24 protein-coding genes are annotated in these 26837 nt (G+C 72.9%); 11 read left to right on the top strand and 13 right to left on the bottom strand.

Annotated features, from left to right (window positions below; translation table 11 throughout):
- Nucleotides 1-27: 27 nt before the first annotated feature.
- The 3 genes from B073_RS0126450 to B073_RS0126440 form a co-directional block, all read right to left on the bottom strand.
- Nucleotides 28-897: a hypothetical protein gene (locus tag B073_RS0126450; protein WP_018541107.1), complete on the bottom strand. Its 870-nt coding sequence runs from the start codon at nt 895-897 to the stop codon at nt 28-30.
- 313 nt (nt 898-1210) lie between these two features.
- Nucleotides 1211-2041 carry a hypothetical protein gene (locus tag B073_RS0126445; RefSeq protein WP_051094210.1) on the bottom strand — a complete coding sequence of 277 codons (831 nt, stop codon included), beginning with the start codon at nt 2039-2041 and terminating at the stop codon, nt 1211-1213.
- Nucleotides 2042-2346: 305 nt separating this feature from the next.
- Entirely contained in the window at nt 2347-4014 is a 1668-nt protein-coding gene (locus tag B073_RS0126440) for a PucR family transcriptional regulator (RefSeq protein ID WP_018541105.1), read from the bottom strand.
- Between the two features lie 262 nt (nt 4015-4276).
- Here B073_RS0126440 and B073_RS0126435 point away from each other — a divergent pair, with 262 nt between their 5' ends.
- From B073_RS0126435 to B073_RS0126415, 5 genes are all read left to right on the top strand, one after another.
- A complete protein-coding gene (locus tag B073_RS0126435) occupies nt 4277-5179 on the top strand; it encodes an FAD binding domain-containing protein (RefSeq protein ID WP_018541104.1) in 903 nt (300 codons plus the stop codon).
- Entirely contained in the window at nt 5179-5769 is a 591-nt protein-coding gene (locus tag B073_RS0126430; RefSeq protein WP_018541103.1) for a (2Fe-2S)-binding protein, read from the top strand. Before B073_RS0126435 ends, B073_RS0126430 begins: the two co-directional genes overlap by 1 nt.
- A 4-nt stretch (nt 5770-5773) precedes the next feature.
- Entirely contained in the window at nt 5774-8164 is a 2391-nt protein-coding gene (locus B073_RS0126425) for a xanthine dehydrogenase family protein molybdopterin-binding subunit (RefSeq protein WP_018541102.1), read from the top strand.
- 252 nt (nt 8165-8416) lie between these two features.
- Nucleotides 8417-9883, top strand: a complete 1467-nt coding sequence (locus tag B073_RS0126420; protein WP_018541101.1) for an NCS2 family permease — start codon at nt 8417-8419, stop codon at nt 9881-9883.
- Between the two features lie 34 nt (nt 9884-9917).
- Nucleotides 9918-11114 carry an XdhC family protein gene (locus tag B073_RS0126415; RefSeq protein ID WP_018541100.1) on the top strand — a complete coding sequence of 399 codons (1197 nt, stop codon included), beginning with the start codon at nt 9918-9920 and terminating at the stop codon, nt 11112-11114.
- Between the two features lie 62 nt (nt 11115-11176).
- Here the strand turns inward: B073_RS0126415 and B073_RS0126410 are convergent, their stop codons facing one another.
- Nucleotides 11177-12646: an MFS transporter gene (locus tag B073_RS0126410; protein ID WP_018541099.1), complete on the bottom strand. Its 1470-nt coding sequence runs from the start codon at nt 12644-12646 to the stop codon at nt 11177-11179.
- 82 nt (nt 12647-12728) lie between these two features.
- On the opposite strand from B073_RS0126410, the gene B073_RS0126405 reads away from it, so the two are divergent.
- Entirely contained in the window at nt 12729-13241 is a 513-nt protein-coding gene (locus B073_RS0126405; protein ID WP_037812838.1) for a winged helix-turn-helix transcriptional regulator, read from the top strand.
- Nucleotides 13242-13293: 52 nt separating this feature from the next.
- On the opposite strand, the gene B073_RS0126400 is transcribed toward B073_RS0126405, so the two are convergent.
- The gene (locus B073_RS0126400; RefSeq protein ID WP_018541097.1) at nt 13294-13860 is read right to left on the bottom strand and encodes a GNAT family N-acetyltransferase; all 567 of its coding nucleotides are present in this window, start codon (nt 13858-13860) and stop codon (nt 13294-13296) included.
- Nucleotides 13861-13965: 105 nt separating this feature from the next.
- Between B073_RS0126400 and B073_RS0126395 the strand changes: the two genes are divergently transcribed.
- Nucleotides 13966-15507 (top strand): AMP-binding protein, encoded by a 1542-nt coding sequence (locus B073_RS0126395; protein WP_018541096.1) that lies wholly within the window; start codon nt 13966-13968, stop codon nt 15505-15507.
- Nucleotides 15508-15649: 142 nt separating this feature from the next.
- Here B073_RS0126395 and B073_RS0126390 read toward each other — a convergent pair whose 3' ends face one another.
- Nucleotides 15650-16102: a winged helix-turn-helix transcriptional regulator gene (locus B073_RS0126390; RefSeq protein WP_018541095.1), complete on the bottom strand. Its 453-nt coding sequence runs from the start codon at nt 16100-16102 to the stop codon at nt 15650-15652.
- A 120-nt stretch (nt 16103-16222) separates the two neighbouring features.
- Here B073_RS0126390 and B073_RS0126385 point away from each other — a divergent pair, with 120 nt between their 5' ends.
- On the top strand, nt 16223-17509 hold the full coding sequence (locus tag B073_RS0126385; RefSeq protein WP_018541094.1) for an MFS transporter: 1287 nt from the start codon (nt 16223-16225) through the stop codon (nt 17507-17509).
- Nucleotides 17510-17817: 308 nt separating this feature from the next.
- On the opposite strand, the gene B073_RS46685 is transcribed toward B073_RS0126385, so the two are convergent.
- Nucleotides 17818-17964, bottom strand: coding sequence for a hypothetical protein (locus B073_RS46685; RefSeq protein WP_018541093.1), 147 nt, complete (start codon nt 17962-17964; stop codon nt 17818-17820).
- Between the two features lie 134 nt (nt 17965-18098).
- On the opposite strand from B073_RS46685, the gene B073_RS46680 reads away from it, so the two are divergent.
- The 3 genes from B073_RS46680 to B073_RS0126365 all read left to right on the top strand — a co-directional run bounded on the left by B073_RS46680 (nt 18099) and on the right by B073_RS0126365 (nt 20941).
- Entirely contained in the window at nt 18099-18269 is a 171-nt protein-coding gene (locus tag B073_RS46680; protein WP_158690229.1) for a hypothetical protein, read from the top strand.
- Nucleotides 18266-19996 (top strand): AMP-binding protein, encoded by a 1731-nt coding sequence (locus B073_RS0126370; RefSeq protein WP_018541091.1) that lies wholly within the window; start codon nt 18266-18268, stop codon nt 19994-19996. Before B073_RS46680 ends, B073_RS0126370 begins: the two co-directional genes overlap by 4 nt.
- 267 nt (nt 19997-20263) lie before the next feature.
- A complete protein-coding gene (locus tag B073_RS0126365; RefSeq protein ID WP_018541090.1) occupies nt 20264-20941 on the top strand; it encodes a hypothetical protein in 678 nt (225 codons plus the stop codon).
- A gap of 109 nt (nt 20942-21050) precedes the next feature.
- On the opposite strand, the gene B073_RS0126360 is transcribed toward B073_RS0126365, so the two are convergent.
- The 6 genes from B073_RS0126360 to B073_RS0126335 form a co-directional block, all read right to left on the bottom strand.
- Nucleotides 21051-21428, bottom strand: a complete 378-nt coding sequence (locus B073_RS0126360) for an MmcQ/YjbR family DNA-binding protein (protein WP_018541089.1) — start codon at nt 21426-21428, stop codon at nt 21051-21053.
- Nucleotides 21429-21529: 101 nt separating this feature from the next.
- Nucleotides 21530-22048 (bottom strand): GNAT family N-acetyltransferase, encoded by a 519-nt coding sequence (locus B073_RS0126355; protein WP_018541088.1) that lies wholly within the window; start codon nt 22046-22048, stop codon nt 21530-21532.
- 76 nt (nt 22049-22124) lie between these two features.
- On the bottom strand, nt 22125-22874 hold the full coding sequence (locus B073_RS0126350) for a hypothetical protein (RefSeq protein ID WP_018541087.1): 750 nt from the start codon (nt 22872-22874) through the stop codon (nt 22125-22127).
- Nucleotides 22875-23308: 434 nt separating this feature from the next.
- Entirely contained in the window at nt 23309-24766 is a 1458-nt protein-coding gene (locus B073_RS0126345) for a catalase (RefSeq protein ID WP_026247748.1), read from the bottom strand.
- A gap of 225 nt (nt 24767-24991) precedes the next feature.
- On the bottom strand, nt 24992-26203 hold the full coding sequence (locus B073_RS0126340) for a thiamine pyrophosphate-binding protein (protein WP_078508194.1): 1212 nt from the start codon (nt 26201-26203) through the stop codon (nt 24992-24994).
- Between the two features lie 10 nt (nt 26204-26213).
- Nucleotides 26214-26837, bottom strand: a 624-nt coding sequence (locus tag B073_RS0126335; RefSeq protein ID WP_018537761.1) for an NAD-binding protein, incomplete at its 5' end; no start/stop codon positions are given.

Genomic DNA, 26837 nt, shown 5'->3' with positions numbered 1-26837 from the left:
GTGGCGCGGGGTGCCGCGGGGGCGGCCTCAGAAGACCGGCAGGAGTTCCGCCAGCGGCAGCGCCGCGACGTCGGCGGCGGGCCGGGAGACGTACAGCTCGGCGTGGTAGAAGCCGTCGGCCTCCTTGCCGCCGGTGGTCAGTCCGCGTGCCGCCAGGGCCTCGAAGGCCGCCCGCTGCTCGGCGCCGTCGGCGAACCGCCGCTGCCGGAACGTCCGCGTGGTGACCCGCTCGGTGACCAGCCCGGCCCGCGCCAGCAGCGCGGAGACCGGCCGGTACGACACCGTGCGCAGCACGAACGCGGCGACCCAGGGCGGCGCGGTGACGCAGTCGAAGAGCCGGGCGAAGGTGCGCGCGGTGATGTAGCCGACGCCACCGGTGACGGTGATCAGGTCGGTGCCGTCCAGCGCCCGGCACAGCTGCGGGCTCGGGGCGTCCGCCTCCAGGTTCGCGGCGAAGCCGCGGTCGAGCAGGCCGGCCGCCACGGCGTAGCCGACCGCGTGCTCCGCGGCGTCGATGCCGGTCACCAGGGCCGCGTCGGGGCGGCGCAGCCCGGCGTAGAAGGCGCGGTCCTCGCGGGCCAGGGCGTCGCCGGCCGGGGCGCCGGGCCCGCCTCCCGTGTAGCGGTCGTAGAGGTCGTCGAGGGTCAGTCGGTGGTTGAGCAGCGCCGCGTTGACCCCGTACGAGCAGCAGAGGTCGACGACGCGCAGCGGCGGGCGGTCACCGCGCCGGCGTTGCAGCGCATCGGCCAGCGCGCGGAACACCGCCTGGCCGTGGTGCGGGATCTGGTACTCCAGGGGTTGCAGCCCGCCGAAATAGCGGCGCGGATCCGGGCAGTTGTAGATCGCCTCGAAATGCGCCTTGCCCCAGTCGGTTCCGGTGCTGGTGGGGTGGGTCACTCCTGCCACGGTGCGCCTCCTGAAGGCTCTGCCAATGGGAGCTGGTCGCGGACCAGCATCCAGGCCGCGCCGCCCGGTCGCAGTGCGACTTGTGGCCATTCTCGGGGCACGTGAGGCATGGCGCTACCGACCGTTCGGCGCCCGGCAGCCCCCTCGGCCCGGCCGATCCGCCCCCGGCAGGGTCCGGATTCGGCCAATCGGCGCGGGTTGCGGCATGGCCGAGGCGGGGTGGTTGACGGCCGGGGGACGCGGACGCGGGGCCCTTCCGGGCGGCGAACGGGGGCGGCGGGCGGTGACGGTGGACCGGCCCGCCTCAGCCCGCCGCGTCGGGCTTCTCCGGTGGGGCCGGGGGCAGCTGGCCGGCGAGCCAGGTGGGGAGGCCGCCCATGAGGCGGAACAGGCGGGCGGCCTCGGTGCGCAGGCGGACCGCCTCGTCGTCGGGGACGGCGTCGGCCAGGGCGGCCAGCGCCGGCGCGGTGCCGACCAGGAAACCCAGCTCCTCGCGGATCCGCAGGGACTCCGTGAAGCCGTGCCGGGCCTCCGCCAACTCCCCCTCGCGCAGCGCCAGTCCGGCCAGGTGACGCCAGGTGAAGGAGAGCAGTAAGGCGTCGCCCTGGTCGGCGGCGCCGGCGTGGGCGCGGCGGTAGGCGGCGCGGGCGGCGTCCGGGCTGTCGGCGAGGTGCTCGGCCATCAGCCCGCGGCGGTAGTCCAGCAGCGGGCGGCCGGCCGCGCCGGGGGCCAGCAGCGCCGCCGCCCGGCCGAGCGCCGACCGTGCCTCGTCGGCCCGGTCGCGGACGCCCAACACCGTTGAGGTGTAGGCGAGTTGGCCGCGTTCGCAGGCCGCGGCGCCGCGTTCGCCGTCGCCGCCGGCGAGTGCCTCCGCGGTGCGCAGCGCGTCCTCGGCCTCGGCGAAGCCGGCGGCGGTGAACATGCAGCGCTCCACCAGGAGCGCGGCGCGGCGCAGTGCGGCGGGGGCCTGCCGGGCGGCGTGGGGCTCCAGGAGGGCGGCCGCGTCGAGCCAGCAGCCCCGGGAGCGCAGCCGCCACACGGCGCGGTCCAGAGGATCGTCGCCCGACGGGCCGCCCGCTCCCGGCGCGGCTCCCGGCCGCGGTGCCGGGACCGGTACCTGATCCGCGGACCTCATGGAATCCGCGGGATCCGCGGATCCGGACATGGCGGTATCCGCCACAGTGCCCTCCCCGAGCGCGCCATTGAGCGGGAATGCAGGATGCAGTGGGCGCATCTCAGCATGAATCCCGTCGCCGGGCCAAGGGGGTGGGTGAAAGATTTCACAATCGCGCGGGGCGCTCCCGGTGGCCGATACGCGGTGGTTTGGCCGCCGTGGGCGACGGGCCGTGCGCCGGGCGCGGCAACGGCGCCGACGCGACGCCGCCCGATCGGGGGACCCGGGAGGGCGGGGCCCGCCCTCCCTCCCGGTCCGACGGAGCGTCAGCTCATCCGCAGGGCCAGGAAGAAGTCCAGCTTGTCCTCCAGGCGCGAGAGGTCACGGCCCGTCAGCTGCTCGATCCGGCCGACGCGGTAGCGGAGGGTGTTGACGTGCAGGTGCAGGCGGGTGGCGCAGCGCGTCCAGGAGCCGTCGCAGTCCAAGAACGCCTCCAGGGTCGGGATCAGCTCGGCGCGGTGGCGGCGGTCGTAGTCCCGCAGCGGGTCCAGCAGCCGGGCGGTGAAGGCCCGGCGGACGTCGTCGGGGACGAACGGCAGCAGCAGGACGTGCGAGGCCAGCTCTTCGTGGCCGGCGGCGCAGACCCGGCCGGGGCGGGCGGCGGCGACCCGGCGGGCGTGCCGGGCCTCCTCCAGGGCGCCGCGCAGCCCCTCGGCCGAGTGCACCGAGGCGCTGACGCCGATGGTCAGCCGGCCGTCGTCGGCCAGGCCGCGGGCGAGCGGCTCCTGGACGGCGCGCAGCAGTCGGTCGGCGTGCAGGCCGTCCGTCGCGGCGGTGTCGGCGGAGTCCTCCGGGACGGCCGGCAGCGGCACCAGCGCCACCGCCTCGTCGCCGGTGTGCGCCACCGCGATCCGGTCCGACGGCTCCGGGCCGAACGTGCCGGGATCGATCAGTACCTCCTCCAGCAGACTCTGCGCCACCGGGCCGCCGGGCACGTCGCCGCCCTCCCACTCGACCCGGGCCACCACGATCTGCCAGTGCGGGGCGGCGCCCAGGCCGGGCAGCAGCACCGGGGCCGCCACCCGCAGCCGGGCGGCGATCTCGGCCGGCGGCGCACCGGTCTGCACCAGCTCGAGGACCTCCTGGGCGAGCCGCCGGCGGACCGTGCGGGCGGCCTCCCGGCGGTCCCGTTCGACGGCGATCAGCTGGGTGACGCCGTGCAGCAGGTCCAGGCGCTCCTCGGACCAGTCGCCGGCGTCCGCCTCGACCGCCAGCAGCCAGTCGCTGAGCACCGTCTGCCGCAGGTCGCGGCCCTCGTGGCGGATCGGGAAGAGCGAGTAGGTGGCACCGGCGAGGGCGGTCCGGTGCGGGCCGCGGCGGCCGCCGCGGGCGGCGGCCAGGTGCTCGCCGGCCAGGCGGGTGCCCAGCTCCGCGGGCAGCTCCGGCCCGGCGTCGGCCAGTGTGGAGCCGGCGATCTGCCGGCCGGTGGGGGAGAGCACCCAGGCGCGCAGGTCGAGGTCGGAGCCGAGCAGGTCCAGGACGACCTCGGGGCCGCCGCCGGCCGGTCCGGAGGTCATCAGCCGCCGGTGCCGGTCCACCACGGCGGCCAGGTCGCCGGCCCGCTCACTGGAGACCTGCCGGACGACGTGCTCGGTGATCGAGGCGAACGAGACCTTCTCGTCGACCGAGAACAGCGGCAGGCGGTGCCGGGCGCACGCCTGGACGAGGTCGTCGGGGATGGCGCCCAGCTCGGCCTCGCCGGCGGCCAGTCCGGCGACGCCCGCGCCCGCCAGGATGCGGACGAACCGCTCGGAGTCCTCCGCCTCCCGGCGCCAGGCCAGGCCGGTGAGGACCAGCTCCCCGCCGGAGAGGTACCGGCTGGGGTCCCGCAGGTCGGTGGTCATCACGCCACGGACGGTACGGTCGAGCTCTTCCTCGCCCCCGAGGAGCCGAAGGCCCAGAGAGTGTGTGTCCAGGAGTGCGCGGAGCCGCATGACCTCGCCCGCCGTTCTGTGCTGTCTGGTGTTTCCGGTGGAATGCCGCGAGGTGTCGATCCCTCGTCTTTCGTTCGAATCTACAAGACGGGCGGCATGGCCAGCCAACCGCTTCATGGTTTCGGTGACTGCACCGCGTGGGTGCCGGGCGCGTTCACTAAGGCCAACCGCGTGAACAAGACATGAACGGCGCCATGGCGACAAGGGCCCGAGGTCCCGACCATGAGCAGCGGACGACCCCATTTCGTAGAAGAGGCCAACCATGGACTTCCTTCGCCCCGCCAGCTGGGAGGAGGCGCTCGCCGCCAAGGCTGAGCACCCTACCGCTGTGCCCATCGCGGGCGGTACGGACGTGATGGTCGAGATCAACTTCGACCACCGCCGCCCGGAGTACCTGCTCGATCTGAACCGGATCGGCGACCTGGAGGAGTGGGAGGTCGGGGAGCAGGCCGTCCGTGTGGGTGCCTCCGTCCCGTACACCCGCATCATGGAGAACCTGCGCGCCGAGCTGCCGGGCCTCGCGCTCGCCTCGCACACGGTCGCCTCCCCGCAGATCCGCAACCGCGGCGGCGTCGGCGGCAACCTCGGCACCGCCTCCCCGGCCGGTGACGCGCACCCCGCCCTTCTCGCCGCCGGCGCCGAGGTCGAGGTGGAGTCCGCGGCCCGCGGCACCCGGATCATCCCCATCGACGCGTTCTACACGGGCGTGAAGCGCAACGCGCTCCAGCCCGACGAGCTGATCCGTGCGGTGCATGTCGCGAAGGCCGACGGCCCCCAGCAGTACTCCAAGGTCGGCACCCGCAACGCCATGGTCATCGCGGTGTGCGCGTTCGGCCTCGCGCTGCACCCCGATACCCGCACGGTGCGCACCGGCATCGGCTCCGCCGCCCCGACCCCGGTCCGGGCCAAGGCCGCCGAGGAGTTCCTGAACGCGGCCCTGGAGGAGGGCGGCTTCTGGGACAACGGACGGATCATCACCCCGTCGGTCGCCAAGCAGTTCGCCGCCCTGTGCTCGGCGGCCTGCAACCCGATCGACGACGTGCGCGGTACCGCCTCGTACCGCCGCCACGCGGTCGGCATCATGGCCCGCCGCACGCTGACCTGGGCCTGGGAGTCCTACCGCGGCCCGGGTGCGGGCACTTCTCAGAAGGGTGGCGTTGCGTGATGCGCGTCAATTTCACGGTCAACGGCCGCAAGCAGGAAGCCGACGACGTGTGGGAGGGCGAGTCGCTGCTCTACGTCCTGCGTGAGCGGCTCGGCCTGCCCGGTTCCAAGAACGCCTGCGAGCAGGGCGAGTGCGGCTCGTGCACGGTCCGCCTGGACGGTGTGCCGGTCTGCTCGTGCCTGGTGGCCGCCGGCCAGGTGGAGGGCCGCGAGGTCGTCACCGTCGAGGGCCTCGCCGACTTCGCGAAGAACCGCTCCTGCGGCGGCCACGAGGAGGACGGCGCCGCCGGCACCTCCCTCCAGGAGGCCCAGGGCTGGTCCGCCAAGGGTACCGACTCGCAGACCGGCGAGGGCGCCGAACTGGCCCCGATCCAGCAGGCGTTCATCGACGCCGGCGCCGTCCAGTGCGGTTTCTGCACACCGGGTCTGCTGGTCGCCTCCGACGAGCTCCTGGAGCGCCACCCGAACCCGTCCGACGCGGACATCCGCGAGGCGCTGTCGGGCAACCTGTGCCGCTGCACCGGCTACGAGAAGATCATGGACGCGGTGCGTCTCGCCGCGGCCCGCCAGTCCGAGCCCGAGGGGGTCTGACGCCATGGCAGACACACGCACCACCGGTATCCCGGCCAAGGTCACCCAGGGGTCCCAGACCTCGGGCGGCATCGGCGAGTCCACGCTCCGCCCCGACGGCACCCTGAAGGTCACCGGCGAGTTCGCCTACTCGTCCGACATGTGGCACGAGGACATGCTGTGGGGCCAGCTCCTGCGCTCCCCGGTCGCGCACGCCGAGATCGTCTCGATCGACACGGGTGAGGCACTGGCAACTCCCGGCGTCTACGCGGTCCTCACCTACGACGACCTGCCGACCGAGGTGAAGAACTACGGCCTGGAGATCCAGGACACCCCGGTGCTCGCCCACGGCAAGGTCCGCCACCACGGCGAGCCGGTCGCGCTGGTCGCCGCCGACCACCCGGAGACCGCCCGCCGCGCCGCCGCCAAGATCAAGGTCGAGTACCGCGAACTGCCCGTCATCACCGACGAGGCGAGCGCCCTGGCGCCGGACGCGATCCTCGTCCACGAGGGCCGCGACGACCACCACAGCGGCCATGTCCCGCACCCGAACATCGTGCACCGCCAGCCGATCGTCCGCGGCGACGCGGCGGCCGCCGCCGAGCGCGCCGATGTGATCGTCAAGGGCGAGTACACCTTCGGCATGCAGGACCAGGCGTTCCTCGGCCCGGAGTCCGGCCTCGCGGTGCCCGCCGAGGACGGCGGCGTCGACCTCTACGTCGCCACCCAGTGGCTCCACTCCGACCTGCGCCAGATCGCGCCGGTGCTCGGCCTGCCCGAGGACAAGGTGCGGATGACGCTCTCCGGCGTCGGCGGCGCGTTCGGCGGCCGCGAGGACCTGTCGATGCAGATCCACGCCTGCCTCCTGGCGCTGCGCACCGGCAAGCCGGTCAAGATCGTCTACAACCGGTTCGAGTCGTTCTTCGGGCACGTCCACCGGCACCCCGCCAAGCTCTACTACGAGCACGGGGCGACCAAGGACGGCAAGCTCACGCACATGAAGTGCCGGATCGTCCTGGACGGCGGCGCCTACGCCTCCGCGTCGCCGGCCGTCGTCGGCAACGCCTCGTCCCTGTCGGTCGGCCCGTACGTGGTCGACGACGTCGACATCGAGGCCATCGCCCTCTACACCAACAACCCGCCCTGCGGCGCCATGCGCGGCTTCGGCGCGGTCCAGGCGTGCTTCGCCTACGAGGCGCAGATGGACAAGCTGGCCGACAAACTGGGCCTGGACCGGGTCGAGTTCCGGCAGCTCAACGCCATGGAGCAGGGCACGATCATGCCGACGGGCCAGCCCGTCGACTCCCCGGCTCCGGTCGCCGAACTCCTGCGCCGCGTCAAGGCGATGCCGCTGCCGCCCGAGCGCCAGTGGGAGTCCAGCGAGGGCGCCGACGTCCGGCAGCTGCCCGGCGGCCTGTCCAACACCACGCACGGCGAGGGCGTCGTCCGCGGCGTCGGCTACGCGGTCGGCATCAAGAACGTCGGCTTCTCCGAGGGCTTCGACGACTACTCCACCGCCAAGGTCCGCATGGAGATCCTCGGCGGCGAGCCCGTCGCCACCGTGCACACGGCCATGGCGGAGGTCGGCCAGGGCGGCGTCACCGTCCACGCGCAGATCGCCCGCACCGAGCTGGGGGTCACCCAGGTGACCATCCACCCCGCCGACACCCAGGTGGGCTCGGCCGGCTCCACCTCCGCGTCGCGTCAGACGTACGTCACCGGCGGCGCCGTCAAGAACGCCTGCGAGCTGGTGCGCGAGAAGGTGCTGGAGGTCGGCCGCCGCAAGATGGGCACGTACCACCCGGCGTGGGCGACCGCCGAACTCCTCCTGGAGGGCGGCAAGGTCGTCACCGACGGCGGCGAGGTCCTCGCGGACCTGGCCGACGTGCTGGAGGACGAGGTCGTCGAGATCGAGGCGGAGTGGCGCCACCGGCCCACCGTGCCCTTCGACCTCAAGACCGGCCAGGGCGACGGTCACGTCCAGTACTCCTTCGCCGCGCACCGCGCGGTGGTCGAGGTGGACACCGAGCTGGGCCTGGTCAAGGTGATCGAGCTGGCCTGCGCCCAGGACGTCGGCAAGGCGCTCAACCCGCTCTCCGTCGTCGGCCAGATCCAGGGCGGCACCACCCAGGGCCTGGGCGTGGCGGTGATGGAGGAGATCATCGTCGACCCCAAGACCGCGAAGGTGCGCAACCCCTCCTTCACCGACTACCTCATCCCCACCATCCTCGACACACCGACCATCCCGGTCGACGTCCTCGAACTCGCCGACGAGCACGCCCCGTACGGGCTGCGCGGCATCGGCGAGGCCCCGACCCTGTCGTCCACCCCGGCCGTCCTCGCGGCGATCCGGAACGCGACCGGGCTGGAGCTCAACCGGACCCCGGTACGTCCCGAGCACCTGACGGGTACGTAGCGGAACCGCCCGGGGCCGCCTCCCCAGGCCCCCGAACCCTCCGGGCGGTGCGCGAACAAAGGGGTGTCCGGTCCGACCTCCTCAGCGCACCGCCCGGCGTCCCCCACCGCACCAACCCCAGGCTGACCTGCTACAACTCCGGGCAGGCAGTACCACGTTCGTCTCGGGCCGTCCCCCGGGTCGTGCAGCCGAAGTCCATCCCAAATCTCGCCCCCTCGCGAGTGCCCCTGTGAACCTTGGGAGTAAGGCACCATGACCCAGCAGTCCACCGAGCCGAGAATCACAGCGGAAGACGCGGGTGACGGCTCGCGCCCGCCCGCCGGCCGATCCTGGCTCGACCGGTACTTCCACATATCCGACAGAGGGTCGACCCTCGCGCGGGAGACGCGCGGCGGCATCACCACCTTCATGGCCATGTGTTACATCCTGCTGCTCAACCCGGTGATCCTCGGCACCGTGCAGGACGTCCACAAGAACACCCTGGAACACTCCGCCCTGGTGACCGCCACCGCACTGGGCGCCGCGGTCTGCACCCTGCTGATGGGCTTCGTCGGCAAGGTCCCGCTGGCCCTGGCCGCCGGCCTCAACGTCTCCGCCGCGCTGACCACCCAGGTGGTCCCGCACATGACCTGGCCGCAGGCGATGGGCATGTGCGTGATGTACGGCGTCGTCATCTGCCTCCTGGTCGTCACCGGGCTGCGCGAGATGGTCATGAACGCCATCCCGCTCGCACTCAAGCACGCCATCACCATGGGCATCGGCATGTTCGTCGCCCTGCTGGGGCTGGTGAAGGCCGGCTTCGTCGGCAAGGGCGCCGGCGGCCCGGTCACGCTCGGCAGCGACCTGTCGGGCCACCTCGTCGGCTGGCCGGTCCTGTTCTTCTGCATCACCCTGCTGCTGATCTTCATGCTGCAGGCCCGCAAGGTGCCCGGCGCGATCCTGATCGGCATCGTCGTCGGCTCGGCGCTCGCCATCGGGGCCACCAAGTTCGGCGGGCTGACCGCCAAGGACTGGGGCGGCACGCCCCCGGAGCTGGGCGGCTCGGCGGTCTCCATGCCGGACTTCGGGCTCTTCGGGCATGTGGCGTTCGGCGGCTGGGGCTCGATCGGCGCCCTCAGCGTCACCATGATCGTCTTCACCCTGGTGCTGGCCGGGTTCTTCGACGCCATGGCCACCATCATCGGCGTCGGCACCGAGGCCAAGCTCGCCGACGACAAGGGCCGCATGCCGGGCCTGTCCAAGGCGCTGTTCGTCGACGGCGCCGGCGGGGCGATCGGCGGCCTGACCGGCGGTTCCGGCCAGACCGTGTTCATCGAGTCGGCCAGCGGCGTCGGGGAGGGCGCCCGCACCGGCCTGTCCTCGGTGGTCACCGGCCTGCTCTTCGCGGCCTGCCTCTTCTTCACCCCGGTCACCCAGCTCGTGCCCGCCCAGGTGGCCGCCGCCGCGCTGGTCGTCATCGGGTCGATGATGATGAGTGTCGCGGGGCACGTGGACTGGAGCGACCGGGCGACCTCGATCCCGGTGTTCCTGACCGTGGCCCTGATGCCGTTCACGTACCAGATCACCACCGGCGTCGGTGCCGGCGTCATCGCCTACACCGCCATCAAGGCGGCCCAGGGCAAGTGGCGCGAGATCGGTGCCTTCATGTGGGTGCTGACCGGCATCTTCCTCGTCTACTTCTCGCTCCATCCGATCGAGCAGTGGCTGGGCGTCAAGTAGCGCCCGCCCGCTCCCCGTCCGTAAGGAGACCGACATGCTGGACATCGCCGACGAGCTGAACCGGTGGATGGAGCAGGGACGCACCTTCGCCGTGGCCACCGTCGTGGCCACCAACGGCAGCGCCCCCCGCCAGCCCGGCGCCGCACTCGCCGTGGACAGCGACGGCACGGCGATCGGGTCGGTCTCCGGCGGGTGCGTGGAGGGGGCGGTCTACGAGCTGTGCCAGGAGGCCCTGGAGACCGGCCGCCCGGTCCTGGAGCGCTTCGGATACAGCGATGAGGATGCCTTCGCGGTGGGCCTGACCTGCGGCGGAATCATCGACATCTTCATCACTCCGATACGGGCGAGCACCCCCGCCGCCGACGGCGGCGCCACGGGGGACGGGGTGGACGTGGTGGACAGCAACGCCGCGACGCTCGCCACCGCGCTGGCCGCCGCCGTCTCGGGGGAGGCGGCGGCGGTCGCGCGGATCATCGACGGCCCGGCCGAACTGCTCGGCCGCGCCCTCCTGGTCCGCCCCGACGGCAGCCACACCGGCAGCCTCGGCGGACACCCGGCCCTGGACCGCACCGCGGTCGAGGAGACCCGGGCCCTGCTGGACGCCGGGCGGACCACGACGCTGGAGATCGGCGCGGATGGTTCGCAGTGCGGGCAGCCTGTCGTCCTCCTCGTGGAATCCTCCGTCCCCGCCCCCCGCATGATCGTCTTCGGGGCGATCGACTTCGCGTCCGCGCTGGTCAGGGTCGGCAAGTTCCTGGGCTACCACGTCACGGTCTGCGACGCCCGCCCCGTCTTCGCGACCCGCACCCGCTTCCCGGACGCGGACGAGATCGTCGTCGACTGGCCGCACCGCTACCTCGACTCCCAGCAGCTGGACTCCCGCGCGGTGCTCTGCGTCCTCACCCACGACGCCAAGTTCGACATCCCGCTGCTGGAGCGGGCGCTCAAGCTCCCGGTCGCCTACGTCGGTGCGATGGGCTCCCGCCGCACCCACCTCGACCGCCAGCAGCGGCTGCGCGACGTCGGAGTCACCGAGCTGGAGCTGAACCGGCTGCGCTCGCCCATAGGGCTGGACCTGGGCGCCCGCACCCCCGAGGAGACCGCGCTCTCCATCGCCGCCGAGATCGTCGCCAACCGCCGCGGCGGCACCGGCGCCCCGCTGACCGGCGCGCACACCCCCATCCACCGGGAGACCTCCCGGCCGGTGGGGCGGATCGGCGAGGTGGCCTGACGTAGCGTCAAGTATGCGGTGCACCACGGGGGTCGATGACCCGTGGGAGTGCCGTCGCCCGCTCACGGCACGGGCGCGACAGTGTGGGGGTCGCGCCCGTGCCGGCACGCGTCCGGGCCGAGGCCCGGCCCGCCCATCCCGTCCGGCGGCCCCGGGCGGTCGCGCCGCCGCACCAGCCCGGCCGCGCCGACCAGCAGGGCCGCCAGCGCCAGCCCGGCGGGCACGGCCAGCCCCGCGTGATAGCCGGCGAGCACCGCGCCCGGGCTGCCGCCGGCACCGGTGGCCGCGACCGTCACCGCGGTCACCGCCGACAGCCCGAAGGCCGCGCCGAACTGGAACGAGGTGTACAACAGGCCGCCGGCCAGGCCCTGTTCGGCGGCCGCGACCCCGTCCGTCGCCACGATCGTCAGCGGGCCGTAGACCAGCGCGAACGCGACGCCGACCAGCAGCATGCTGGGGAACATCGCCAGGAACGGCCAGTCCGCGCCCACCGGCAGGAACAGCGCATAGCCCAGCCCGGCGCACAGCAGGCCGGCGACGATCACCCGGGCGTGCCCGAACCGCCGCACCAGCCGCGGGGTGAGCACCGGCGCCAGCACCGCGTCGGCGCCCATCGCCAGCATCGCGTAACTGGTCCGCTCGGCCGACCAGCCGCGCAGCTCCTGGAAGTAGAGCACCGCGACGAACTGGAAGCCGAAGAACCCCGCGGTGAAGAGCAGCCCCGTCACGTTCGCCCGCACCAGCGGCCAGGAGCGCAGCAGGCCCAGCCGGACCAGCGGCGCCGCGGACCGCCGCTCGATCACCACGAACGCGGCCAGCAGCGCCGCCCCCGCGGCCAGCACCGCCGCGGTGCGCAACACGGGTGCGTGCGCGGCCTGTTCGACGGCCAGGACGAGCAGCAGCGCGGCGCCGGTCACGGTCAGCGCACCGGCCGTGTCGACCGACGGCCGGGCGCCGCCGCGCACCGCGTCCCGCGGCACCAGGCGGCACCCGGCGACCAGCACCAGCAGCGCCGGCACCATCGGGGCGAAGAACACCCAGCGCCAGTCGACCGCGGTCAGCAGCCCGCCCGCGATCAGCCCGGCGGAGAACCCGCCGCCGGAGGTCCCGGAGTAGATCAGCAGCGCCCGGTCGCGGTGCGGCCCGGCCGGGAAGCTCGTGGTGATGATCGACAGCCCGGCGGGGGCCATGAACGCCGCGCACACCCCGGTCACGAAGCGCGCCCCGATCAGCGCCCACCCCTCGGTCGCCAGTCCGCCCAGCCCCGAGAACACCACGAACACCGCGAGCGGCACCAGGAACATCCGGCGCCGTCCGAACAGGTCAGCGGCCCGCCCGCCCAGCAGCATGAACCCGCCGTAGCCCAGCACATACGCACTCATCACCCACGTCAACTCGCCCGTGGACAAGCCCAGTTCGGCGCGGATCGGCGGCAGTGCGACATTCAGCATCCCGATGTCGATGCCCTCCAGGAAGATCGCCCCACACAGGACGAGCAGCAGCGGCCAGGACGCTGCCGGGGACCGGGACATAGCGGTGCTCCTCACAAGACCTCACATGACCACGACGGTTACCTCTTGTTACTGACCGCATCGTGCGGCACCGTGGAGGATCATGGAAGAAGGCACTGTGAAGTCACCCGGTCACTCCGGAGGAACCATGCACGGGAAAAGGGCCACCGCCCCCGCCGGCGGCACCGACGGCGGCGCGGCCGACGCCGACTGCGACTACGACGCCCGCCAGTGGGACGTCCGGGAGGGCTGCGAGGTCCGGCAGATCCTCGACCGGGTGGCCGACAAGTGGTCGCTGCTGGTCATCGCCCTGCTCGACCGGCGGGTGCTGCGCTTCACCGAACTCCGCCGGGAGGTCGACGGCATCAGCCAGCGGATGCTGACCGTCACCCTCCGCCAGCTGGAGCGCGACGGCCTGGTCCGCCGCACCGTCCACCCGGTCGTCCCGCCGCGGGTGGACTACGAACTCACGCCACTGGGCGCGACCTTGCACGACACCATCCAGTCCCTCGTCACCTGGACCGAGGAACACCAAGACGAAATCGCGACGGCCCGCGCCGCCTACGACGCATGCGTAGCCCGCGAGCGGCGCGACGCACCGCGCACCCCGCAATGACGGAACGGGCCGAGGGCGCTGCCGGCGGCCTGCTTCCCGTGGCCGGCCGCGGCTACTGAGCCGTGCGGGCCGGGCCCGACGGCCGCAGCGCCGCCATCAGCAGTACGTCGTGCCAGGCTCCGTCCCAGTACAGCGCCTCGCGCATCCGGCCCTCCAGGGCGAAGCCGCACGCCTCGTAGGCGCGCCGGGCCCGCTCGTTGTAGGAGTAGACCTCCAGCTGGACGCGGTGCAGGCCGACCCGGTCGAAGGCGTGGCCGAGCAGCAGCCGGATCGCCTCCGGGCCCAGGCCGCGGCCGGTGGCGGCGGGGACCAGCGCGATCCGGAAGGAGCCGTGGGCGTTGTCCCGGTCGATGCTGCTCAGCGCCAGTTCGCCGAGATAGGCGCCGGTCTCCCGGTCCTCGATGGCCAGATCCAGCCGGTCGGTGCGCTCCGCGCACTGCGCGACCCAGGCCCCGATCTCGGCCCGCGTCCAGTCGTGGTGGGTGCCGGTCAGGCGCCTGGTCTCGGGGTCCTGGAAGGTGGCGTGGAAGGCGTCCGCGTGCCGCTCGGACAGCGGCACCAGCCGGATCCGGTCGCCTTCGAGGACCGGCTTCTCGGCGAGCGCGGTGGCATCGATCATGGGGAGATGATGTCGACGCCGCCGCCGGCGCGGCAAGGGAATTGACCAGGGGGCGGCCGCGACGCCCGGGCCCCCTCCCCGTCCGACCAGCACAGGAGAGAACGCATGCGGACACCGATGACGATTGCCGACTTCCTCGACCGGGCCGAGTTGGGGTTCCGCGACAGCCCCGGCGTCGTCGACGAGCCGCGGCAACCCGCCCGGCCGGTGCCCGAGACGACCTACGGCCGGTTCGCCGAACGCGTCCGTGCCTGGCAGGCGGGCCTGGACGCCCTCGGAGTCGGCGAGGGTGAACGGGTGGCAGTGGCCGCCCACAACTCCGCACGCCTCCTGGAGCTGCTGTTCGCGGTCCCGATGAGCGGCCGCATCTGCGTCCCGATCAACTTCCGCCTCAAGCCCGAAGAGGTCGCCTACCTCGTGGAGCAGAGCGGCGCCGCCGTCCTCCTCGTCGACCCCGAACTGGACGACGCGCTCTGTGACATCAAGGTCCGCCACCGCTTCGTCCTCGGTGACGAGACCGAGACCGGCCTGATGCGGTTCGGCGTCGACCCCCGCCCGTGGTCCCACCCCGACGAGGACGCCACCGCCACGATCAACTACACCTCGGGCACCACCGCCCGCCCCAAGGGCGTCCAGCTCACCCATCGCAACATCTGGGTCAACGGCATGACCTTCGGCCTGCACACCCGGGTCTGGGAGCGCGACGTCTACCTGCACACCCTCCCGATGTTCCACTGCAACGGCTGGGGCATGCCGTATGTGATGGCGGGCCTGGGCGTGAAGCAGGTGGTGCTGCGCAAGGTCGACGGCGCCGAGATCCTCCGGCGCGTCGACGAACACGGCGTCACCCTCATGTGCGGCGCCCCCGCCGTCTGGAACATGGTGCTGGACGCCGCGACGACCTGGCAGGGCGAGATCCCGGGCCGCGACCGCGTCCGCGTCATCTGCGCCGGCGCCCCGCCCCCCACCAGGACCATCCAGCGCGTCGAGGAGGAACTGGGCTGGGAGTTCACCCAGCTCTACGGCCTGACCGAGACCTCCCCCTTCCTCACCTTCAACCGCACCCGCCCCGCCGACGTGGACCTCCCCGCCGAGGAGCGGGCCCGCCGGCTCTCCCGCGCGGGCGTCCCCGCACTCGGCGTCAAACTCAGGATCTCGGCGGCCGGCGAGGTCCTGGCCCGCTCGAACACGGTCCTCGACGGCTACTGGGAGAAGCCGGAGGAGACGGCACAGGCCCTGGAAGACGGCTGGTTCCACACCGGCGACGGCGGCACCCTGGACGAGAACGACGGCCACCTGACGATCTCCGACCGCAAGAAGGACGTCATCATCACCGGCGGCGAGAACGTCTCCTCCATCGAGGTCGAGGACACCATCTTCAGCCACCCGGCCGTCGCCGAGGTCGCCGTCATCGGCGTCCCCCACGAGAAGTGGGGCGAGACCATCAAGGCCCTGGTCGTCCTCGCCGAGGGCGCAACGGCCCAGGAGTCCGACATCATCGCCCACTGCAAGCGGCACCTGGCCGGCTACAAGGCCCCCACCTCGGTCGAGTTCCGCGACGCCATTCCGCGCACGGCCACCGGCAAGATCCAGAAGTTCAAGCTCCGCCAGCCGTACTGGTCCGGCCTGGACCGCGGCGTCAACTGAGCGGCGTCAACTGAGCGGCGTCTACTGAGCGGCGTCAACTGGACGGAGGGGCAGGGCCGGTGCAGGGACTGACTCCGGCACGGGTGTGACGTAGCGTCAGGTCAGTCCCCTGCCCGGTCGGGCGGCGGTGCGCCGGTCCGGGTCAGGGGGCGGGGACCTTGTGGACGGTGGTGTCGTCGGGGTCCAGTCGCCGCCCGTCGGCGGACAGCACCTCCAGGGCGCGGAGGGGATGTCCCCGGCGGCGGTCGACCAACTCCGAGTGCGGTTCACCGGGGGCGAAGAAGTGCTGTTCGCCCCACTGCCGCAGCGCCACGATGACCGGGAAGAGCGCCCTGCCCTTCGGGGTCAGTACGTACTCGCGGTAGGCGCTGCCGTCCGAGGCCGGGACGGATTCCAGGACGCCGCCGGCGACGAGGGTGCGCAGCCGCGCGGTGAGGATGTTCTTCGCCACGCCGAGGCTGCGCTGGAACTCCCCGAAGCGTCGGCTGCCGTCGAAGGCGTCCCGCACGATCAGCAGGGACCACCAGTCGCCGATCGCGTCCACGGACCGGGCGACGGGACATTCGCTGTCGTCGAAGCGGGTTCTGGTCACCATGGCGTCCCTCACTCTCAGGATGGTTGCAACATGCTACCAGGGAGGGCTACTGTCGCGCTGGTAGCAAGATGAAACCGGATGGACCGGATTTCGGATTCGGGAAACCTTGAACGAGGGGGAATGCTGATGCCCGGCAACCGTGCGGCCGTGACGCGACGGACCGAAGCTCGAGGCGGGGAGGGGCCCGCGTTCGCCCTGTCCCGCGGTGTCGTCCTGCTCTTCGCCGTCGCCTGCGGGGCGGCGGTGGCCAACGTCTACTTCTCCCAGCCGCTCCTGGTGACCATGGGCCACGACCTGGCCATGAGCCCGGCGCTGGTCGGCAGCGTGGTCACCCTCACGCACGTCGGATACGGGCTCGGGCTGTTCTTCCTGGTGCCGCTGGGCGATGTGGCCGACCGCAGACGGCTCATCGTGGCCCAACTGCTGCTCCTGGTCGCGGCGTTGGTCGTGGTGGCCGCCGCCCGTACGGCGGCGATGCTGCTCGCCGGCATGGCCGCGACGGGGCTTCTCGCGGTCGTCACCCAGACGCTGGTGGCCTTCGCGGCGTCCCTGGCGCCGCCCGCCGGGCGCGGACGGGTCGTCGGCCTGGTCACCAGCGGCGTGGTCATCGGCATCCTGCTCGCCCGCACCGCGTCCGGCCTCATCGCCGATCTCGCGGGCTGGCGCTCCGTCTACCTCGCCTCGGCGTCGCTCACCGCTCTGCTCGCCCTGGTCCTGTACCGCGTGCTGCCGCGGCACAGCGCGGCCCCGCCGACGGCCCTGCGCTACGGGCAGCTCCTGCGCTCCACGCTCACCCTGTTCGCGCGGGAACGGCTGCTGCGGCTCCGGGCCCTGTTCTGCCTGCTGGTCTTCGCCGCCTTCAGCACCCTGTGGAGCAGCATCGCACTGCCGCTCAGCGAGGCCCCGTACCTCCTCTCCCACAGCGCGATCGGGGCGCTGGGGCTGATCGGTGTCGCCGGCGCCCTGGCCGCGACCGTGGCGGGCCGCCTGAACGACCGCGGACTCTCCCGGCGGACCACCGGCATCGCCCTGGCCCTGCTCGCCGTCTCATGGCTGCCCCTGGCCTACACCCGCAGCTCGCTGTGGGCCCTGTTCGTCGGGGTGATCCTGCTCGACCTCGCCGTGCAGGCGGTGCACGTCACCAACCAGACCCTGATCTACGCGCTGCACCCGGACGCGGGCAGCCGGCTGATCGGCGGCTACATGGTCTTCTACTCGATCGGCAGCGCCACCGGCGCCATCGCCGCGACCTCCCTCTACACGGTGGCCGGCTGGGGCGCCGTCTGCGCCCTGGGCGCCACGTTCAGCTGCCTCGGGCTCCTGCTGTGGGCGTTCACCCGCCACAGCACACCGGGCCCCGCCCCCGTCAAGGCGACCTCCGGCGGCGGGGACGGCACCCGGAGCTGAGCGACCGAGCCGGTCTCCGCTCCGGCCGCCCCCGCCCGACCCCGTATCGGGGCCTGGCCGGAGTGGAGAGGGAACACCGAGTCGGCGGTGTGGAGTTCGGCGGTGCGACCGGGGGCGCGGGGCTCCCGACCGGCGTGGTGGCGGGTGCACCGCAGGCAACGTCCTCGGCGCCACCACGTCAAGATCAGTCGGCCGCAGGCTGGTTGAGGGTGCGTCGAACTCCGGAGCACGTCCCGCATCCCACGACGGGTTCCCACGGCATGTTCCCCCGACGGGCTCCCGGGACGGCACCCGCACACCACGGGTAACTACCCGGTGTTCTCCACCGGTTGGCGTCCGGAGTCACCATTCCGGATGAGATCCTGCGGGTGGTCCGGTGCGCTGACGGTATCGACGAGTGCTGCCGCGGGCGCGTAGGTCGGGTCGGCCGTCGCGGCGGTCGTCGTGTCGGCCATCGCCTCGGACCCCGCCGGACGCCATGCTGGGCAGGGCACGAACGGGGTGTTCCTGGCATGGCTTGGCCGCTCCGGCGGGCAATCTTGCGGATGTATGGCAGCGATGGCCGAAGACCGGCACTTGGGAGCAGTTGATGGACGCGTTGGTGTACGTACCGGGGGTGGCGCCCCCGGAGGGTGGAGTGGGGCTGCCGCCTCTTCGAGTGCGGGGGACCGGGGCCCTGCCGGCCCGCGGTGAGCCCGTCCGGCGGCCGGAGTTCGCCGATCTGCCGAAGGCCGTGTACGGGGAGGAGAACCACCGTTGACCAGTCAGTCGCACACCGAGCTGTCGTATGCGAGCGGGGCGGCGGACCGGCCGCTGCTCGGCCGCACCATCGGCGCCGACCTGGCCCGCACCATCGCCCGCTTCGGCGACCGGGAAGCCCTCGTCGAGGTGGCCGGCGGCCGCCGCTGGAGCTACGCCGAACTGGGCCGCGCCGTCGAGGAGGTGGCGCTCGGGCTGCTCGCCAAGGGCGTCCGCAAGGGCGACCGGGTCGGCATCTGGGCGCCGAACTGCGCCGAGTGGGTCCTCGTCCAGTACGCCACCGCCCGGATCGGCGCGATCCTCGTCAACATCAACCCCGCCTACCGGGTCCACGAGCTGGCGTACGTACTGAAGCAGGCCGGGGTGACCGTGCTGGTCTCCGCCGTCGCCCACAGGACCAGCGACTACCGGCGGATGATCGAGCAGGTGCGGGCCGACTGCCCGGCGCTGCGCGACGTGGTCTACGTCGGCGACCCGACCTGGGGCGGGCTGCTGGCCGCCGGCGCCGCCGTGCCGCACACCCGGCTCGCCGAGTGCGAGAAGGCCCTGACCGCCGACGACCCGGTCAACATCCAGTACACCTCGGGCACCACCGGCTTCCCCAAGGGAGCCACCCTCTCGCACCACAACATCCTCAACAACGGCTACTGGGTCGCCGAGACCCTCGGCTACACCGAGCACGACCGGGTGTGCCTGCCGGTGCCCTTCTACCACTGCTTCGGCATGGTGATGGGCAACCTCGGCATCACCTCGCACGGCGCCTGCATCGTCGTCCCGGGGCCCGCCTTCGAGCCGGCCGCCACCCTCCGGGCCGTCCAGGACGAGCGCTGCACCTCGCTCTACGGCGTGCCCACCATGTTCATCGCCGAGCTGAACCTCCCGGACTTCGCCGACTACGACCTCTCCTCGCTGCGCACCGGCATCATGGCCGGCTCGCCGTGCCCGGAGGAGGTGATGAAGCGGGTGATGTCCGAGATGCACATGGCCGAGGTCGCCATCTGCTACGGCATGACCGAGACCTCGCCGGTCTCCACCCAGACCCGGCGGGACGACGACCTGGAGCACCGCACCTCGACCGTCGGCCGGGTGCTGCCGCACATCGAGGTCAAGGTCGTGGACCCGTCGAGCGGGGTGACCGTGCCCCGCGGCACCCCCGGCGAGCTGTGCACCCGCGGCTACAGCGTGATGCTCGGCTACTGGGAGGACCCGGAGCGCACCGCCGAGGTCGTCGACCCGGCCCGCTGGATGCACACCGGCGACCTGGCGGTGATGAACGACGACGGTTACGTCCGGATCGTCGGCCGCATCAAGGACATGATCATCAGGGGCGGGGAGAACGTCTACCCGCGGGAGATCGAGGAGTTCCTCTACTCCCATCCCAAGATCGCCGATGTGCAGGTCGTCGGGGTCCCGGACGCCAAGTACGGCGAGGAGATCGCCGCCTGTGTGATCCTCCGCGATCCCGCCGACACCCTGACCCGCGACGAGCTGGCCCGCTTCTGCCGCTCCCGGCTCGCGCACTACAAGGTGCCGCGCTATCTGGAGATCACCGACGCCTTCCCCATGACCGTCAGCGGCAAGGTCCGCAAGATCGAGCTCCGCGAGCGGTGCGCGGCGAAGTGGGGGACGCCGGCACCGGGGGCGGCGGAGACCCGGTCGGAGACCCCGGCGGAGCGGCCGGGGAAACCCGCCGCACCGGCCCGCGAGGACAGTCTGGGGGCGGTGTGACGGGCTGATGCGTTCCGGCGGGGCGGGCGGGAGTAGGGGAGGGGAGTCGGGGAGCGCCCCCGGGCAGGCAGGCCCGGGGTGGCGCCCGGCCTCCGCGCCCCGCCCCCGCCCGGGTCGCCGTCGGTCCCCGCCCGCCCGGCCGATAGGGTCCTGAACTGGCCCGTTCCCCGTCGTCGGGAGCGGATGAAAGGCCGTCAACCAGGCCGAACCGTAAGGCCGTTAACCAGGCCGGAGATCCCGTGGGATTCCCGCCAAGAGGGGACATTCATGACCCGTATCGCACGTTGGGCGACCACTGCCGCCGCCGTGGCCGCCGCCCTGGGGAGCTTCGCCGCCCCCGCCTACGCCGATGTCGTCCAGCCCGGCACTCCCGACGGTCCCACCCGCGAGGTGCTCACCGCCGGCTGTGCGAGCGGCGAGGACGCGGCGACCGTGGCGCCGACCGTGGTGGACGCCGACAGCGCCGCGCGCTTCTACCGCTGCGACCCGGTCACCCACCGCGTCGCGACCGAGGACGGGCACGCGACCTGCACCCCCGGCGGTCTCTTCGACTGGAACCGGGGCCTGTGCGAACCGGCCGCCACGGTACCCGAGATGGCGACCCGGCTGACCGCCGGCAAGGCCACGCTGTCCACCAGGCCGCTGAAGGTCGTCGGGCTGCACGCCACCCTGGTGCGGGCCCGCGCCGCCGGTCCGCAGGACGCCATCTGGAACGCCACCGTCACCTTCAAGGACACCACCGGCAAGGTGCTGTGCGTGGCCCGGACGGACATCGCCGGCCGCGCGTCCTGTGACGCCGAGCGGCCGAGCTCCGGTGCCGAGGTGCTGCGCGGTGGCTACACCGCCGAGTACGCCGGCAACGGCGCGGTGAACGGCGGTTACGACACCGTCGCGCCGGCCACCGCACAGGGCGGCATCCGCGCCGTCCTGCCGCCGCAAGGCTGATCGCCGGCCCGGCACGACGCCCCGCAGCCGCTCCTGGCCGGCCGCGGAGGGCCGGCCCCGGTGGGAGGTCCGGCTGCGGGGCGTCCGCCGTTCCCGGGACCGGCGGCGGTCACCGGCGCTCGCCGGGCCAGTCCAGGAGGAGCCGCTGGGCGCGCGGGAGCGAGGCGACGACCAGGTCGTAGGAGTCTTCGACCATCTCCCGGACCAGCCGGTCGGGCAGGCCGCCGGTCAGTGAAACGGTGTTCCAGTGCCGCTTGTTGAGGTGGTAGCCGGGCACCACCTCGGGATGTTCCGCGCGCAGCCGCTGGGCGACTTCCGGGTCGCACTTGAGGCTGACCGTCAGCGGTGTGGCGTCCAGCGACGTCAGCGCGAAGATCTTGCCGCCCACCTTGAACGTCGAGACTTCCGGGTGCCGGGGAAACGGATTCTCCTCGGTCGCGCCGTTGAACCCCAGGCAGGCGGCACGGAGGGCGTTCGCATCGATCATCGGGACATTATGGCGGGTGGCGCCGACAGGCCGGAGTGTGCCTGAACTGATGCGGCGTCACATCGGTGTCCGGCAGCCGGATCACGTCGTGCCCAGGTGCTTCAGCCGAGCGCTCCCGCTTCCCGGCGCATGCAGACCCGGGGCCAGCGGTCCAGTCCCAGCTCCGCCTCGTGTGCGCGGATCGCCCGCAGTCCCGGTGTCAGCGCGTCGGCGGTCAGTCGGCGGAAGCCGAGCCGGGCGTAGTACGGGGCGTTCCACGGCACGTCGGCGAAGGTGGTCAGGGTCAGCGCCGGCAGCCCGCTCTCCTGCTCCGCGTGGTCGATCAGGGCCCGGCCGATGCCGCGGCGGGCCCGCTCCGGGTGGACCGAGACCTGCTCGATGTGGGCGCAGCCGTCGACCGGGTCCCACAGGAGGTAGCCGCGGGGCGGCTCGCCGGGGCGCCCGGTGTCGTAGGCGGCGAGGGCCCGGCCAGCCTGCTGATACTCCGTCAGAAGTGCCAGCGGCGGCGGCTCGTCGTCCGCGATCGGCGCCATGCCGAGTGCCCGGAACGGTTCTCCGGCGGTGCGCTCCAGTGAGCGCAGGGCGGGTAGCTCGGCGGGGTCCGGGACGCGGATCAGCATGGGGCCAGTCTCGCCGCTCGGGGCGCCCCGGGCGAACCGGTTTCCGGTGCCGGGGCCGGTCGGCCGGGCCGCGGGCTCAGCCGGACGGCCGGTCGCCCGGGCCGATCAGCTCGTCGGCCGCGTCGTTGACCGGCTGCGGGGTGCCGGTGAGGTCCATGACGAACAGCGGGACGTGCAGGTCGTCGGCGCGCGACCGGGCGTCGCGGGCGTAGCCGGCCAGCGAGAAGAAGACCGCGACCGCGGAATCGGCCAGGCCGTTGAGCCAGAGGCACTCGACGTCGCGGAGGGTGGTGGCCCGGGTCGTCGGATCGACCTGGGCGACCACGCCGGTGCCGCGCAGGTCCACGCCGGCGGCGGTCCGCTCCTGGCACCGGGCCACGTCGGCGAAGCCCAGCCACTTCAGGTACTGCGCGGCCGCGGTGACGCAGTCCCGCGCGGTCCGGATCGTCACCGGGCGGAACACCGGCCGCTGCGGCGGTGGTTGGGCGTCCGGCCCGGACCCCGGACGCGCGGCGGGGGAGGGCAGCGGCCCGGTGGGCGGTCCGGGCGCGGCCGGCACCACGGGCGGCGGGTCGACCGGCACCCGGACGACGGTGCCGCAGGCGCAGCCGCTCTCCGGCGCCGGCCAGGCGTCCTGCCGTCCGCACACCTCGCACCGGACCTCCACCCAGGACGCCTCCCAGGTGCGGTGCAGTATCTCGACCGGCACCCCGCCGCGCAGCACCGGCAGGGTCAGCGGGGCACCACAGGCGCAGGGGAAGGTCGGCGGGGTGAAGGCGTTCTCGCGGCGGCACGTAGGGCACCGCACCGGCACGCTGTCGGCCATGGTCGGCTCCGGGCAGGTCGGGCAGGCGGTCGGTCGGCTCTGCTGGGCGTCCATGGTCCCTCCAAACGCGCCCGTCCGGGGCGGGAATGCGCCGAGAGCCGCCGGTTGCAAGGGGGCACAGGGGAGCGCGGGCACGGCACAGGGCCCGGCGCGCGTGACCGTACGCGTACCGGGCCCGGTGAGTGATCCCGTCCGACGGTGCGAGAGATGGGCGCGACGGGACGTCACACCGCCGGACGGAGCAGCAGGAGAGGGGTGGAGGGCAGCAGGCGGGCTCCGCGGCGGGGGAGGCGGCCCGCCCTCCTTGACGGGCGGGCCTGCCACCGCACTGGAATCTCCCCGCGTTCCGCGGAGCTCCGCGCTGCCTCCCCGTACCGGCCGACCACCCCTCAACGGGCCGGCCGGTACGGGAGCGCAAGGATGCCGACCTCCCGTCAGTCCTCGCGCAGCTCACGGACGCGCGCCTCGACGCGCTTGCCGTAGTCCTGGTCGGCGGCGTGGAAGTGCGCGAGGTTCTTCTCGATCACGTCGTCCCGGCCGACCTGGGAGAGGCCGCCGGCGATGTTCTCCACCAGGCGCTGCTTCTCGTCCTCGGACATCAGGCGGTACAGCTCACCGGCCTGGAAGAAGTCGTCGTCCTTGGTGTGGGTGGGGGCCGCGTGGGTGCCGACGTAGCCGGAGACGGCCAGCGGCGCGGAGAGCGGCTGGTCGGTCTGGACCGGGCCGTCGTAGGAGTTCGGCTCGTAGTTCTTGGCGCGGCGGTCCTGGGCGTTGGTCGCCATGAAGCCGTCCCGGCCGTAGTTGTTGGCCTCGGTCGCCTTGGGGGCGTTGACCGCGAGCTGGGTGTGGTTGACGCCCAGGCGGTAGCGGTGCGCGTCGGCGTAGGCGAACAGCCGGCCCTGCAGCATCTTGTCCGGGGACGGGCCGATGCCTGGCACGAAGTTGTTCGGCGAGAACGCGGCCTGCTCGACCTCGGCGAAGACGTTGTCGGGGTTGCGGTCCAGGACCATCCGGCCGACCCGCTGGAGCGGGTAGTCCGCGTGCGGCCACACCTTGGTGAGGTCGAACGGGTTGAAGCGGTAGCCGGCCGCCTCGGCCGCCGGCATGACCTGCACATACAGCGTCCAGGAGGGGTACACACCGCGCTCGATGGACTGCAGCAGGTCGGTCTGGTGGCTGTTGGCGTCCTTGCCCACCAGCTCCTGGGCCTGGTCGGCGGAGAGGCTGCGGACGCCCTGGTTCGTCTTGAAGTGGTACTTGACGAAGAAGGACTCGCCCTCGGCATTGGTCCACTGGTAGGTGTGGGAGCCGTAGCCGTTCATGTGGCGGTAGGAGGCGGGGATGCCGCGGTCGCCCATGAGCCAGGTGACCTGGTGGGTGGCCTCGGGGGCGTGTGCCCAGAAGTCCCAGACGTTGTCCGGCTCCTGCTTGCCGGTGAACGGGTCGCGCTTCTGCGAGTGGATGAAGTCGGGGAACTTGAGCGGGTCCTTGATGAAGAACACCGGGGTGTTGTTGCCGACGAGGTCGTAGTTGCCCTCCGCGGTGTAGAACTTCACCGCGAAACCGCGTGGGTCCCGCACGGCGTCCGCGCCGCCCAGGCTGTCGGCCACGGTCGAGAAGCGGATGAACAGCTCGGTCCGCTTGCCGACGGTGTTGAGGAAGTCGGCCCGGGTGAAGCCGGTGACGTCGTCGGTCACCTCGAAGTAGCCGTACGCGCCGGAGCCACGGGCGTGCACGACTCGCTCCGGGATGCGCTCGCGGTTGAAGCGCGCGAGCTTCTCCAGCAGGTGCTGGTCCTGGAGGATGATCGGGCCGCCGACGCCGGCGGTGGCGGAGTTCTGGTTGTCGGCGATCGGGGCGCCAGCCTCCGTAGTGAGACTACGCGCCGTCAGCGTGGGCTTCGACATGGTGACCTTCCGTACGAGAGCGCGGAAGTTGGCTTCCGCGTTTCGGAGCGTAGAAAGCGCTCCGACCAAACGTCAACAGTTTGTTGAAACAAAACCCGGGTGGGTATTCCGGGCGGCGGCCGCGCCTGGGCGCGACAGGACAGGTGTCAGCGCGACCACCGCCCGGAAGCTTGGTTTCACGGGCCCGGGAAGCCCCTGCGCGGCGGGGTTTCAGGTCCCGTACGCACGGCCCCGCGCGAGGCCCGCCGGCGCCCCGTCGCAGGCGTCCGCCGCGCGCTCGGTGCGGACCTCCACCAGGACCGGCCGCCGGGTGGAGACGGCCTCCTTGCGGGCCCACTCGACCGCCGAACGCAGCTCCGCCGGATCGAGCACATCGCGGCCCGTGCAGCCGTACGCCTCGGCGAGCTTCACCGGGTCCGTGAACGGGTCGGCGTCCTCGGGGCCGCCGAGCAGCACCACCACGAACGGCACTTCGTACTGTGCCGCCGCGGCCAACTCCCCGGCGGTCAGCGGGAATCCGCGGCCGTCGACGACCACCACGACCTCCGCCGCCCGCTCGCCCCGGGAGTCCAGTGCCGTCCGGACCCCGATCGCGGTCGGCACCTCCCAGCCCGGCGGGCCGTTCCGGCGCGGCACCCGGTGGCGGCGCCGCGGGCCGGCGCCGACGGCGCACACCTCCGGCAGTCCGCTGACGACATAGGTGCCGGCCGGCGACCGCGCGGCGAAGACCTCGGCCAGCTCAGCCAGGGCCCGGCGGACCCCGGAGGTCACCCGCTCCGCGGGCCCGGCCAGGGGTACCACCGCTCCCGGCGCCGGGGACCGGTCGCCGTCCACCAGAGGCGGTCCGGCGCCGGGAGCGGAGGGGGCGACCGGCCGTGGGCCGTACTCGATCTCCGCCGCGGCCAGGTCGGCCGGAACGTCGATCAGTACGGGCCCGGGCCGGCCCTCCCGCGCGATCCGGAACGCCTCACGGAAGGCGCCCGGGATGCGCGCGGGGTCCTCGATCCGCTCGGCACGCTTGGTGACCGCACCGGCCAGCCGGACCAGATCCGGCGGACGGTGGCCCGCGTGCCGCAGCGGTACGGCGGGGGCGGGCGGCACGGACGCCTCCCGGCCGGTGAGGCACACCAGCGGGACGGCGTCCTGCTGCGCCGCGTACAGGCCGCTCAGCAGCCGGACCGCCCCGGGTCCGCCCGCCACCGCGGCCACGCCGGCCCGCCCGGTCGTCCGGGCCCAGCCGTCGGCCATGTGTGCGGCGCCCTCGGCGTGGCCCGCGGACAGATGGGCGATGCCGCCGGTCCGCTCCATCGCCGCGTACAGCGGCAGCAGCGCGGCACCGGGGCAGCCGAAGACGGTGTCGGCGCCCTCGTCCTTCATGATCTCAACGGCCGCCTGTACGGCGGGAATCCGACGTGCCCCCATGATCCGGGTCTCAGTCCTTGAGGTCGTATCCGGAGAGGCGTTCGACGCCGCGGAGGAGGGCGGAGTGGTCGAGGCCGCCGTCGCCCTGGGCGCGCAGGGAGGCGACGAGGGTGGCGACGACGGAGCCGAGGGGCAGGGCGGCGCCGACGGTGCGGGCGGCGTCGGTGGCGATGCCCATGTCCTTGTGGTGCAGGTCGATGCGGAAGCCGGGCTTGAAGTCGCGGTTGAGGAAGTTGGCCCTCTTGCGGGTCAGGACGGTGGAGCCGGCCAGGCCGCCGTTGAGGACGTCGAGGGCGGCGGGCAGGTCGACGCCGGACTTCTCCAGGAAGACCACGGCCTCGGCGCAGGCTTGGATGTTGACGGCGACGATGAGCTGGTTGGCGGCCTTGACGGTCTGGCCGGAGCCGTGCGGTCCGCACAGCACGATGGTCTTGCCCAGTGTCTGGAGGATCGGCTGGGCGGCGTCGAAGTCGTCCTGGTGGCCGCCGACCATGATGGACAGGACGGCTTCGACGGCGCCGGCCTCGCCGCCGGAGACCGGTGCGTCCAGGACCCGGATGCCCTTTTCGGCGGCGTTCTGGGCCAGGTCGATGGAGGTCTGCGGGGTGATCGAGGACATGTCGATCAGCAGCGC

Origin of the sequence: Streptomyces sp. MspMP-M5 (assembly GCF_000373585.1) — a bacterium.
Taxonomy (GTDB): domain Bacteria; phylum Actinomycetota; class Actinomycetes; order Streptomycetales; family Streptomycetaceae; genus Streptomyces.
The sequence above is the reverse complement of the archived record's forward strand: the minus strand, read 5'-3'. Positions and strand labels throughout refer to the sequence as shown.